At 67.2% G+C, this 12649-nt stretch carries 9 protein-coding genes and 1 rRNA gene; 6 read left to right on the top strand and 4 right to left on the bottom strand.

Annotated elements, in window-relative coordinates; all coding sequences use genetic code 11:
• Positions 1-105 precede the first annotated feature (105 nt).
• The 5 genes from rrf to ACTHQX_RS15210 all read left to right on the top strand — a co-directional run bounded on the left by rrf (position 106) and on the right by ACTHQX_RS15210 (position 6311).
• Positions 106-222: ribosomal RNA gene (rrf, locus tag ACTHQX_RS15230) — 5S ribosomal RNA — on the top strand.
• A gap of 434 nt (positions 223-656) precedes the next feature.
• Complete coding sequence (locus ACTHQX_RS15225) at positions 657-941, top strand: HU family DNA-binding protein (protein ID WP_003803320.1); 285 nt, start codon at positions 657-659, stop codon at positions 939-941.
• 115 nt (positions 942-1056) lie between these two features.
• Positions 1057-3234: a cytochrome c oxidase assembly protein gene (locus tag ACTHQX_RS15220; protein WP_236805674.1), complete on the top strand. Its 2178-nt coding sequence runs from the start codon at positions 1057-1059 to the stop codon at positions 3232-3234.
• Entirely contained in the window at positions 3234-5246 is a 2013-nt protein-coding gene (locus ACTHQX_RS15215) for an NHL domain-containing thioredoxin family protein (protein WP_440158323.1), read from the top strand. Before ACTHQX_RS15220 ends, ACTHQX_RS15215 begins: the two co-directional genes overlap by 1 nt.
• Positions 5247-5468: 222 nt before the next feature.
• The gene (locus tag ACTHQX_RS15210) at positions 5469-6311 is read left to right on the top strand and encodes an endonuclease domain-containing protein (protein ID WP_440174611.1); all 843 of its coding nucleotides are present in this window, start codon (positions 5469-5471) and stop codon (positions 6309-6311) included.
• 71 nt (positions 6312-6382) lie between these two features.
• Here the strand turns inward: ACTHQX_RS15210 and ACTHQX_RS15205 are convergent, their stop codons facing one another.
• Both ACTHQX_RS15205 and ACTHQX_RS15200 read right to left on the bottom strand, forming a co-directional pair.
• Positions 6383-7375 (bottom strand): hypothetical protein, encoded by a 993-nt coding sequence (locus ACTHQX_RS15205; RefSeq protein ID WP_440158321.1) that lies wholly within the window; start codon positions 7373-7375, stop codon positions 6383-6385.
• A gap of 129 nt (positions 7376-7504) precedes the next feature.
• A complete protein-coding gene (locus tag ACTHQX_RS15200) occupies positions 7505-9232 on the bottom strand; it encodes a helicase HerA-like domain-containing protein (RefSeq protein ID WP_440158320.1) in 1728 nt (575 codons plus the stop codon).
• 153 nt (positions 9233-9385) lie between these two features.
• On the opposite strand from ACTHQX_RS15200, the gene ACTHQX_RS15195 reads away from it, so the two are divergent.
• Complete coding sequence (locus tag ACTHQX_RS15195) at positions 9386-10375, top strand: LLM class flavin-dependent oxidoreductase (protein WP_440158319.1); 990 nt, start codon at positions 9386-9388, stop codon at positions 10373-10375.
• 49 nt (positions 10376-10424) lie between these two features.
• Here ACTHQX_RS15195 and ACTHQX_RS15190 read toward each other — a convergent pair whose 3' ends face one another.
• Complete coding sequence (locus ACTHQX_RS15190; RefSeq protein ID WP_440158318.1) at positions 10425-11546, bottom strand: FAD-dependent oxidoreductase; 1122 nt, start codon at positions 11544-11546, stop codon at positions 10425-10427.
• 53 nt (positions 11547-11599) lie between these two features.
• Positions 11600-12526, bottom strand: coding sequence for an AEC family transporter (locus ACTHQX_RS15185; RefSeq protein WP_440158317.1), 927 nt, complete (start codon positions 12524-12526; stop codon positions 11600-11602).
• Between the last annotated feature and the right edge of the window lie 123 nt (positions 12527-12649).

Here is a 12649-nt window from a genome sequence, read left to right as displayed (position 1 = left end):
CCGGGTTGAGGTTCAGGAACCCACCAATAACTGAATACAACACCACAGTTGTAACACCACAAGATTTCCCACCCCCAAGAACACCGGGGGGACGGGACACAGGGTTACGGCGGTCATAGCGTGGGGGAAACGCCCGGTCCCATTCCGAACCCGGAAGCTAAGACCCACAGCGCCGATGGTACTGCACCCGGGAGGGTGTGGGAGAGTAGGTCACCGCCGGACAACCATTAAAACGGTCGAGAGCCCCAACCAGACACCCTGGTCGGGGCTCTCCCGCATTTAACCCAGCAGGTGATCCCTGACAGGGTCCTGGTTTCGACAGGCCCACCCAACGGACCCCCCAAACCCTCCCTCACCTCCCGCAGCCCTTTCCCTAACCCGTCCTCAGTCCCCCGGCCAAGGTGAGGAAGCACGGGGTTGAGGCGACGGGATGTGAGGAAGCGTCCGTCTGGGAGCCGTCCGAACCTGTGGGCGGGCCCGGTTGGGAGGGCCCATAGGGCTGAAAATCCTTGAAATACCGGTGATTTAGGTCAAAAAGTCGCGGAAACACGCGGAATTTATCCCCCTCATGGGTGCAAGCTGGTAAGTTTTCGAACAGTGGCCTGCACGCACGCCGCGTGCAGGCTCCAGAATCAAGAGCGTCCAGGAGGACATACATGGCTAAGAACCGTAGTGAACTTGTTTCCGAGGTAGCAGGCAAGGCCGGCACCAGCCAGGCGGCCGTCAACTCCGTGCTCGATGCACTGTTCGAGGTTTTCGAATCTTCTGTCGCCGCCGGCGAGAAGATCACCATCCCGGGCTGGCTCGCAGTTGAGCGCACCGACCGTGCAGCCCGCACTGGCCGCAACCCGCAGACCGGCGAGACCATCCAGATTGCAGCCGGCCACAGCGTCAAGCTGACCGCTGGTTCCAAGCTGAAGGCCGCTGTCTCCAAGAAGTAGTCTTTCGCAGCTCAGAGGAGCGGCAACCCACGAGGTTGCCGCTCCTCTTGCTTTTAACCCTCGTTTCCCGAACCCCCGATTCGCCGCCGTGGCGACGGTAGCGGACAATGGATAGGTGCCTTCAGCAGCAAAACCCCTTACTCCGCAACCCGCGCCCGATTCGGGAACCCGGGCCGCTGACAGTGCCTTCGGCATTCAGCGGGCCTGGCAGCTGGCCGGACTCGGTGCCCTCTTCCTGGGGCTGGTGGCCGCGCTGCTGTTCTCCGGTGCCGCAGCCGCACGTGAGGTCTCCGACCCCGGCGCGCTGGTACGTTGGGGGCTTCCGGTCAGCAAGGCCGTCCACAACGTTTCCCTTGCCGCTGTAATCGGCGGGCTCATCTTTGCCGCAGGTATCCTGCCGCACAAGCTCGGTGGTGCGCGGTCGAAGGACAATGACGCACCCGAGCACCCGGCCTTTGCTCGTGCCCTTGCCATCGCGGCTGCGGCGGGCGTGGCGTGGACGCTGTCCGCCATCGCCGTGCTGGTGCTGACGTACTCCGACGTGGCAGGGCAGGGCATCTCGGGGGATGCCGAATTCACCCGTGCTCTCGTGTACTTCATGACGGACATCGAAACCGGGCGCGCCTGGCTGGCCGTGACGATCATCGCCGCCGTCGTGACAACGGCGCTCTTCGGGGTGCGGTCGCTGACCGGCCTGGCGTTTACGTTGCTGCTGGCATTGATTGGCCTGGTTCCCACTGCCCTGATCGGCCACTCCGCCAGCTCCAACGACCACGAGGGTGCCATCAACTCGCTGGGCCTGCACCTGGTGGGGGTCAGCGTCTGGGTGGGCGGCATCATCCTACTGGCGCTGCTCTCCGGCATGCTCGCCCCGCGCAACCAGGCCCGCAGCACCCAGGCGCGCAGCGGCCAGGCGTCCCTGCCGGGCGACCACGACATCACCGAACCGGTCCTCCGCCGGTTCTCCTCGCTCGCAGGTTTCGCATTTGCGCTGGTCTTCGCATCGGGCGTCGTCAATGCCAGCATCCGGGTGACCAGCTGGGGTGACCTCTTCGGCTCGGCGTACGGCCAGCTGATCCTTGCGAAGTCCGCGGCCACACTCGTACTGGGCGGAATCGGCTTCATGCACCGGCAGTGGGTCATCCCGCAGCTGGCGCGTGCAGGAGCGGCCATGTCCGCGCGGCGAGTGCTCTGGCAGCTGATTCTCATCGAACTGCTGATCATGGGAGCCACGTCAGGCATCGCCGTCGCCCTGGGCCGTTCAGCGCCGCCGGAGCCTACTTCCTACGCCCCGGACGCCTCGCCCGCATTCATCCTCTCCGGCTACGAGCTGCCCCCTGAACTGACGCCCGAACGCTGGCTGACCGAGTGGCGCCTGGACTGGCTCTGGATTGCCGTGGCGATCTTTGGCCTGGTGTCCTACTTCCTGGGCGTGGCCAAGGTCCGCGCACGCGGGGACAAATGGTCCTGGTTCCGCAGCACAAACTGGATCATCGGCCTGCTGGTGCTGACCTACATCACGTCGGGACCGCCGTCGGTATACGGCCGCGTACTGTTCTCGGCGCACATGGTGGACCACATGGCCCTCACCATGGTTGCCCCGATCTTCCTGGTGCTCGGCGCCCCCGTGACGCTTGCGCTCCGGGCCCTGCCGGCACGGAGGGACGGGTCCCGCGGCCTCCGGGAATGGCTCCTGCTGTTCGTCCACTCGAAGTTCTCGCAGGTGGTCACCCACCCGCTGTTCGCGGCCGCCAACTTCGCCGGCTCCATCGTGCTGTTCTACTATTCGGACGCGTTCAGCCTGGCGATGCGGGAACACGTGGGCCACGAGCTGATGAACCTGCACTTTGCGCTGACGGGCTACATCTTCGTGCTCAGCATGATCGGCACCGACCCGCTGCCGCGCCGCGCGCCGTACCCGCTGCGGCTCCTGCTCCTGCTGGCCACCATGGGCTTCCACGCCTTCTTCGGAGTGGCCATCATGGGCGGCACCAACCTGCTGGCCGCAGACTACTTCGGCAACCTCGGCCGCAGCTGGGGGCCCTCGGCACTCCTGGACCAGCAAATGGGCGGCGCAGTGGCCTGGGGCATCGGCGAAGTGCCCACACTGCTGGTGGCGATCGGCGTCGCCATCATGTGGTCCAGATCCGATGAACGCGAAACCCGGCGCACCGACCGGGCCGCGGACAGGAATAACGACGCCGATCTCACCGCTTACAACGATATGTTTGCCAAATTGGCTGAACGCGACGCCAAGCTGGCTGAACGCAACTCAAAGCTGGAAGGACGCTGATGAGCGAAACCGTACGCACCCACCTCCGGGTCCGCGCCTCCGAACTGGTGGGCCGCAACTGGCTGAACACCGGCGGCAAGTCCCTGGACCTTGAAGCCCTGCGCGGCAAGATTGTGCTCCTGGACTTCTGGACCTTCTGCTGCATCAACTGCCTTCACGTGCTGGACGAACTCCGGCCGCTGGAGGAAAAGTACTCCGACGTCCTGGTCACCGTGGGCGTGCACTCCCCGAAGTTCGAGCACGAGGCCGATCCTGTGGCGCTGGCCGCCGCCGTGGAGCGTTACGAGATCCACCACCCGGTCCTGGACGACCCCGAGCTGGAAACCTGGAAGGCCTACACGGCCCGCGCCTGGCCCACATTGGTGGTCATTGACCCCGAGGGCTACATCGTGGCGCACCTGTCGGGCGAAGGCCACGCGGACGGCCTGGGCGTGCTCATTCCCGAGCTGATCGCCGAGCACGAGGCTCGCGGCACCCTGCACCGCGGCAACGGCCCCTACGTGGCTCCGGAGCCGACGTCGGGAACCCTGCGGTTCCCCGGCAAGGCCCTCTACCTTCCGGCCGGCCGTGGTTCAGCCTCCGCCAGTTCAGCGGCCGACGCCGGTGCTGCCGCCGGCACGGGTGCCAACGGCACCGCTGACCGCGGGACCTGGCTGGTCACCGACACCGGCCACCACCGCGTCCTGGAGCTCGGCACCGACTTCCACACCGTGCTGAGCACTTACGGTTCCGGGGAGAAGGGCCACGCCGACGGCGACGCCGGCACCGCCCGGTTCAACGAACCGCAGGGTCTTGTCCTGCTGCCGGAAGACGTGGCAGCGAAGACGGGCTACGACGTCGTGATTGCCGACTCCGTCAACCACCGCCTGCGGGGACTGTCGCTCGCTGACGGGACCGTCACCACCCTCGCTGGAAGCGGCGTGCAGCGGCTCCTGGAGACCGGGCCCGCCCGCGTGGACGAGGACGCGGCCGGCTTCACCGGACGCCTGGGAGACCATCCCCTGGACGTGGCCCTCAGCTCGCCGTGGGACGTCGTCTGGTCCAGCAAGCTGAACGCCGTGGTGATCGCCATGGCCGGTGTGCACCAGATCTTCAGCTACGAGCCTCTCACCGGTGACGTCTCGATCGTCGCCGGCAACGGACTGGAAGGCCTGCTGGACGGGCCCGCCCACGAGGCCTGGTTCGCGCAGCCGTCCGGTCTGGCCGAGGATGCCGACGGAAACATCTGGGTGGCCGACTCTGAGACCTCAGCCCTGCGCAAGCTGGTGATCGACGACGACGCCACCGTCACCGTTGAATCCGCCGTGGGCAAGGGTCTTTTCGACTTCGGCTTCCGCGACGGCCAGGCTTCCGAGGCGCGCCTGCAGCACCCGCTGGGCGTCACGGTGCTGCCGGACGGCTCCGTGGCGATCGCCGACACCTACAACGGTGCGGTGCGCCGCTACGACCCCGCCGCAGGCACCGTGTCCACGCTGGCGCGGGGGCTGGCCGAGCCGTCCGACGTGATCGTCGACCACACCCAGGTTGCGGGCTCCGAGCCGCTGCTCGTGGTGGTCGAGGCGAACAAGCACCAGCTCGTGTACGTGCCCATCCCTAAGGAAGCGCAGCAGGTGGACGAGGGCGCCGTCCAGACGCACCGGCCCAAGAGCCCTGTGGCGCCCGGTCTGCTGGAGCTCACGGTCCGCTTCACGGCGCCCACCGGCCAGAAGCTCGATGACCGCTGGGGCGACCCCACCCAGCTGAAGATCTCCTCCACCCCGCCAGAGCTGCTCGTGTCCGGCGGCGGGACCTCCGTGGGCCTGCTCCGCACGCTCGAGCTGGCTTCCGATGTTCCGGAGGGCGTCCTGCACATCACGGCCCGCGCTGCCGCCTGCGACGGCCCGGAAACCGAGGACGGCGAGATCCCGGACCACGCCGCGTGCCACCTCTACCAGCAGGACTGGGGTATCCCCGTGGTGCTCCAGGCCGACGGTGACACCGACCTGGTGCTGGACCTGCGCGGCATGGACTAAGATCCGTCGCAGAACTGACTGAAGTGGCCCGGTTTCCCGCCCCGCGGCGCGGAACCGGGCCACTGCCTTTTTGTCGGCGGGTTCAAAGCTGGGCCAGCCCGGCAGCGGCGCAAGCGGGCCGGTTATCCACATGGCCGAGATTCTGCCTGCCAGGGGATGCCGGCGGCAGGCAGGGTTGGGCGTGTGGACCCCTCACGCATCATCAAAGGAGCCGGTGGGGTATTGCTGACGCGGGACGTGGTGGCCCGGGGCGGCACGGAGGCCGGCATTCGTCTCGCCGTGCGAAGCGGCGCGGTTTGGCGGGTGGAGCGCGTGCTGCTCGCCGTTCCCGGCGCCGATCCCGAGTTGGTGGCGGCTGGACGTTCTCATGGGCTCCTGACCTGCGTGTCCGCTGCTCCGCGGTACAAACTGTGGCAACTCCGTCCCGCAACGCAGCCTCATTACTGGCACAGCAACGGCCGGGCAGGAGACGGTTGTGTCAACCACCGGCTTGCCCTGACGCAACGGAGACGCCACGGGACCATCGCCGCGCTCCCGGATGTTTTGCTCCAGGCCCTGCTCTGCCTGCCGCCCCTGGAATCCTTGGTGATGGTGGAGTGCGCCTACAACCGCGGAGATATTGACCTCGCTTTCCTACGCCGATACCTGACTGGCAACCGGTGCGGAAAAGCGCGGGACGTTCTGGCAAGAGTGGAACGGGGCGCCGATTCACTGCTGGAGACTCTGGCCCGGGTTCTGTTCCGTGAAGCGGGGATCGCCACCGAAACGCAGGTTTGGATCGATGGGATCGGAAGCGTGGATTTCCTGCTGGAAGGCTTCCTCATCGTGGAAATCGACGGAATCGCCTTCCACCTCGAATCGCGGCAGTTCAAGAAGGACCGGCGGCGGGACAATGCCGCCGCCGTGCGGGGGCTGCCGGTCCTTCGCTTCTTCTATGACGACGTTGTTCACTCCCCGGAAGCCATGCTGGCCCAAGTGCGGGAGGTTCTGGCCCGTGGTTCATCGCGCTGGCCCCAGCCGAACCAGCCCAGCTTTGGGCCTTACAGGCGGTTGCTGGGCCCGTGAAAGTGGGGACAGGCCGTTGAAGGTGGGCCAGTCCGGCCAAACAGCCGGCCGGGTCAGTTGGAGGCGGGGCCTCAGAAGGTGAGGAGCGGCGTGACCTTGATGGTGTCGCCAGTAATGTCCAGACGCGTCGTGAAGCTGAAATCGTGCTCCACGTCCAGGGGCGAGACGGCGCCGTTGAACAGGTCGATCTGCTCCGCAGTGAGCTTTGCCTTGCCGTCCAGGGGCGCCACCACCCACCTGCCGTCAAATGGCTCGATGGTGACCTTCGGGTAGTCGGTGATGCTCCACTTGATGGTCCCGGCCACCACGCGGTTGTTGGTGACGTGGTAGAACGGGCAGTCCGGCTGGAGCTGCTGCTGCCGGCCGGCTTCGGCCGCGCACTTGTCGAGGAATTCCTTGACCCGTGCGGAGACCGCCTGGTTCAGTTCGTCGGTGGCGTGCGTGAGCAGGTTCAGGGGCGCGGCGGGAGCCTCCCGTCCGGAGACCGTGGCCCGCGTGGGCGGAGCGGCGAAGTACTGGCCGTTGAGGGACGCCTCGTACTCGCCCGGATAGAACACCGCGAAGCTGTTGTGGCCGCCGGGCATGTTCACGGGCACGCCGTTGAACGTTGCCTCACTGGAGTTCACCACTGTCACGTCAACGGTGGGCAGCGTGGCAGGCACGAAGGACCACTTGTGGAAGAACAGCCATTCTGTGGCGGTGCTCTCCAGCAGGAACTCGGTGTGCAGCTGGCTGCCGTCGATGGTGTAGTCCATCGGCACCATCACGCGGTTGCCGCCACGGCCCACCGCGGCTCCGAGTTTGACGTTCGTGATCCGCGCGGCAGAGGTCTGCAGCGCGGTGCCGTCGAGCATGGCGGCGTCGGCGTCCGGTACCGACGCGCGGAGCAGTCCCAGCGCCCGTTCACCTTCGCCGTGCTGCAGGGCCTCCAGATATTCGCGCACGGGCTGTTGAGGACTGGCCACGGAGGAGTTGACCAGATTGACCGAAACGATGGCGCCAACGATGGCAAGCATGAGGCCCAGCAGCCATCCGGCCGCCGTCTTCACCAACGCTTGACTCATTTGCACGCACCCCACGTTACCTGCAACGTCAGGCAACTCTGGAGTAGGGGTGGTCCCCATGACGCCCGCCCACCGTGCAGGAAAGCCCGACGGCGGGACGCAGCCGCCGCTGTCGGCGCTGCGTTTCCGCTAGCGGCGGCGCCGGGAAGAGGTGCCGAAAACGCCCCGCAGGAGTTCCCGGCCGAGCTGCGTTCCCATGGACCGGGCCATGCTTTTCAGGCCGCTGCCAAGGGCCCCGCCGAGGGCGCCGGTGATGTCCTCCATCATCCCGCCGGACGGGGGAGCTTGACGTCCGGCCGGGGGCGCCGAGACCGGCCCGCCGTCCGGCCGTCCGTTTTCGGCCCGCCCGCTGCCGGGCTGCCTGCTGCTGGGACGGCCCAGGATCTCCTCCTCGATCCGGCGCGCTTCGTCGTCGATCGCCGTTGGATCAGGATTGCCCGGGACGAACACCTCGGGCGAAGGCACCGGCGGCTGCCCGGCGGCCGCGGCGCCGGTGGGGGCCCCGGCCTTGCCGGTCAGCTTCTCGTACGCGGAGACGTTGTCCACCGCAGTGCCGTACTTCGCAAGCAGCGCCGACCCCGCCACGGTGCTCCTGACCAGTTCGGCGGCGCTGGGGCCCATGACGGATTCTGGTGCCCGGAGGCGGGTGAGGGCAACCGGCGTCGGGGCGCCTCGCTCGTTCATGACCGTGATGACGGCTTCGCCGATGCCCGCGGACGTCAGGGTCTCCTCGAGGTCATAGTCACTGATGGGGAACGTGGAGACGGTGGCCTTGAGCGCCTTCGCATCCTCCGGCGTGAATGCCCTGAGGGCGTGCTGGACCCGGTTGGCCAGCTGCCCGAGGACATCCGCCGGGACGTCCTTCGGGGTCTGCGTGACGAAGAAGATGCCGACTCCCTTGGAACGGATGAGGCGGACGGTGGTGGTGATGGCTTCCAGGAAGGCCTTCGAGGCGTCACTGAAGAGCAGGTGCGCCTCGTCGAGGAAAAAGACAAGCTTGGGTTTGTCGAGGTCGCCGGCTTCGGGCAGGTCCTCGAACAGATCCGCGAGAAGCCACATGAGGAACGTGGAAAAAACCATCGGCTTGGTCTGCAGGGTGGGCAGCTCCAGGCAGCTGATGACGCCGCGGCCGTCAGGCGCCGTCCGGAGCAGTTCGGCGGTGTCGAACTCCGGCTCCCCGAAGAACCGCTCCATGCCCTGCGCCTCGAGACCCACGAGTTCCCGGAGGATGACGCCGGCAGTGGCCTTGGACAGGCCGCCCAGTTCCTTAAGCGGTTCCTTGCCCTCGTCGGAGATGAGGAACTGGATGACGGCGCGCAGGTCCTTCAGGTCCACCAGCTCGAGGTTGTTCTTGTCCGCAAAGTGGAACACGAGCTGGAGGCTGGATTCCTGGGTGTCATTGAGCTCCAGTACGCGGGAGAGCAGGATGGGCCCGAACGACGTGATCGTGGCGCGGACCGGGATGCCATCGCCGTCCCCGCCGAGGGCCAGGAACTCCACCGGAAACGTCTTCCCGGACCACGCCTGCCCGATGCTTTCGGTCCGCTTGGCCAGCTTGTCGCTTCCGGCGGCCGCCGTCGCAAGCCCGGAAAGGTCGCCCTTGATATCCGCCAGGAACACGGGCACCCCGGCGGTCGAGAGCTGTTCCGCCATCATGTGCAGGGTGACGGTCTTGCCCGTGCCGGTGGCGCCGGCCACGAGCCCGTGCCGGTTCATCATGGACAGCGGCAGCCGGACCGGAGCGTCCTTGTGCAGTTCGCCGTCGACGATGGCGGCGCCCAGTTCGATGGTGGCACCCTCCAGGGCGTAGCCCTTTTGGATGGTGGCTACTTTATCTGCAGTGGACTTGTTGGCCATCCCGCCAGCATAGCGGCCGGCGGATGGGCGGGATATGTGGACAGCGTCACCGGGCCGGACAGAAATAACCCGGGCGCCGCCGTCGTTGTTCCCAATGTGCCGGACCACCGCTGGGCCGGCAGCCGCGCAACCCCTATGAAAGGCTGTCCTGCCGTGACTGTTCCCCTCTCCATCCTCGACCTGGCAACCATCGGCAAGGGCCAGACGGCGGCGGAGAGCTTAGCCGGGAGCGTCGCCATGGCGCAGCTGGCCGAAAAGCTCGGGTACCGGCGCGTCTGGTACGCCGAGCACCACAACATGTCTTCCATCGCGTCGTCGGCCACGTCCGTGCTGATCGCCCACGTGGCCGCTCACACCGAGAGCATCAGGCTGGGAGCAGGCGGCGTGATGCTGCCCAACCATTCCCCGCTCACAATCGCCGAGCAGTTCGGCACCCTGGAGACCCTGCACCCCGGCCGGATCGACTTGGGCCTGGGACGTGCGCCCGGCAGCGACCAGAACACCATGCGGGCACTGCGCCGTGACCCGCATTCGGCCGATACCTTCCCGCAGGACGTCCTGGAACTGCAGGGCTACCTCACCGGGCCCACCCGCGTGCAGGGCGTGGAGGCTACGCCGGGCAGGGGAACCAACGTGCCCCTCTACATTTTGGGCTCCTCCCTCTTCGGAGCGCGGCTGGCGGCCCAGCTGGGACTGCCGTACGCCTTCGCATCCCACTTCGCCCCGAATGCGCTGCAGGACGCCGTCGCCGTGTACCGGCGGGAGTTCAAACCGTCGGAGCAGCTGTCCGCCCCGCACGTCATCGCCGGCGTCAATGTGGTGGCTGCGGATGCTGCCTCGGACGCCCAGGAGATGCTGCGCGCCACGATGCGGGCCCGCGTCTCGCTGTTCTTCGGCGGCGGGCGGCAATTCACCGACGACGAAGCGGACATGATCCTGGACTCGCCGCAGGGACAGCACGTCTCGCAGATGATGAAGTACTCGGCTGTGGGCACCCCGGACGCCGTGCTGGACTACTTGGAGGGCTTCGCCCGGCACGCCGACGCCGACGAGCTCATCGTGGCGCACCAGAGCAACGGAACCGATGAGCGGCTGCGTTCGGTGGAGCTCCTTGCGGAGGCAGCCGGACTGGTCCGCGTCTGACGCCTGCCGGATAGTCACCCCTGGGGTAAGGCCTAAGGGGTGCGCGGTCCTAGGCCCGGGAGGCGGCGAAGATGGCCGGTGCGGGGCCCTCTCCGGTGGCGAGGTCGGCCAGGATCCGGCCCACCACGGGCGTGAACTTGAAGCCGTGGCCGGCGAAGCCCGCCCCGATGACCACGGGCCCGATCCGGTCCAGCACGAAGTTGTGGTCCGGGGCGGTGGTGTACGTGCAGCTGATGTCGGTCATCGCGTCGGCGTCCACGCCGGGCAGCCAGTCCCTCGCGTACTGCTGCAGGGCTGCGCGCTGGCGCGGTTCGGGCAGGTAGGATCTCCGGTCCGGGTCCACTACTGGTCCCACGCCGTGCCAGCCCGCCTTGACGCCCTCTCCGGGTGTCAGCATGCCGTACACGGGGGAGTACCAGCCGGCGTAGTCCCCGCCCTCGCCGGGGAAGTGGTTGAACCCGGGCCAAATGGCGCCGTCGTCGGTGGTGCGGAAGTGGGCCGGCTGCTCCTGCGTGACGGTCAGGCGCGGCGTGGCGACTGCACCTGCCAGCAGCTTGGAGGTCCAGCCGCCCGCGGTGACCACCGCCTGCCGGGCGGTGAGCACCTCCGTCCGGCCGCCGTCTTCTACGGTAAGCCGGACCCCGTCGTCGAGTATTTCCAGCCGCACAACTTTCACGCCGTGCCGGATTGCTGCGCCGTTCCCGGCCGCGAGCCGCTGGAACGCCGGAAGGGCGGCCTCGGGGTTGAGCTGGCCGCCGTCGGGCATGTGCAGAACCTGCTGGTCGAAGCGGATGCCGCTCCAGCGCTCGCCGGCTTCAGCGAGCGGAACGAAGTCCGCGCGGAGGCCGGCGCTGTTCAGTGCTGCGTGGATCTCGCCAAGGCGCGGGTCTGGGCCGTGGTTGACGACGCCGGTGCGCGCCAGCAGCCGCTCGCCGCTCGCGTCCTCGAGCTCGGCCCACAGCTTCAGCGCCTCGGCCAGCATGGCCACGTACTCAGGCTCGGCGTAGGCGAGGCTCAGGTTCCGGGTGGCGCCGTGCGAGGCACCTTTGAGGTGGCCGGGCGTGAACTGCTCGAGCAGGGTCACGTCACGCCCGCGGTCGGCCAGCGCCCAGGCGGCAGCGGAACCCATGGCTCCGCCTCCGATGATCGCGGTGTCCAGGGTGGTGTTCAAGGTTTCCTCCAGTTCGGGCGGCAGCCGCGGAGCGGTTGGGGACGGGGCGGCAGTTATGCCAGAAGCAGGGCCACACCGATCATCGCAGGCACGGCCACGATCGTGGTGATCAGGACGGTGTCCTTCGCGACCGTGAGCCCGGCCTTGTACCGGCTGGCGGCGACGAAAACATTCTGCGCGGTGGGCAGGGCGGACGTGACCACGACGGCGAACAGCGCCGGGCCGTCCAGTCCGAGGGCGAAGCGTGCAAACAGATAGGCGATGGCCGGGTGCACGAAGAGCTTGAAGCCGCTGGCCAGCAGGGCGTCGGTTCTCCGGCCAGCGGCTGCCTGCAGCGGCTTTGACCCGTTCAGGCTCATGCCGAAGGCCATCAGCATGGCCGGAATTGCGGCGCCGCCAATCAGGTGGATCGGCTCCAGAAGCAGCGGCGGGAGCTGCCATCCCGTTCCGGCGACCAGCAGCCCGAGGGCCGAGCCCACAATCATGGGGTTTTTCAGGATCAGCATGATGAACCGAAGCGGCGTGGTGCGGTGTGAGCTGGTGGTGGCGTCAAGGGCCATGAGGAACATCGGCGTGAAAAACGCCAGCTGGAAGATCAGCAGGGGAGCGACGTGGCTGGCATCACCGAGGACATACACGGCTATCGGGATGCCCAGATTGGCGGAGTTCGCCAGTGAAGCGCTCATGGACGACATCAGCGCTTCCGGGACGGTCCGCTTGAGCAGGAACCTGACGATGACAAAGAACAGTGCGGCGGTGGTGGCGGCGCCAACTGCTGCAACGAGCAGCGGGGCGGCGAAAACGTCACGGAGGCTTGCCCTGCTCAGCGTCTCGAAGAGCAGTGCGGGGCTGGCGACGAAGAAGGTCAGTCCGCTCAGGACCTGGCGGGCATTCTCGCCCAGGATCTTGCGCCTGCCGACGAACATGCCCACCAGAATGATGGACCAGACCACAAAAAAGCCTGCGAGGACGCCTAGCACGGACTTGCCGCCGGGGTTGCCGCCAGGGGCAGGCTAGGGCAGGGGGTGGCATCCACCATCCCAGCCTAATCAGATTTATTCAGCCGCGGGACACCTTGTGGCGCGGATCTCGCCGTTTGTGCC

The sequence above is a fragment of the Arthrobacter sp. SAFR-023 genome (assembly GCF_051965295.1).
Classification (GTDB): domain Bacteria; phylum Actinomycetota; class Actinomycetes; order Actinomycetales; family Micrococcaceae; genus Arthrobacter.
This window is presented reverse-complemented; position numbering and strand designations above follow the sequence as displayed.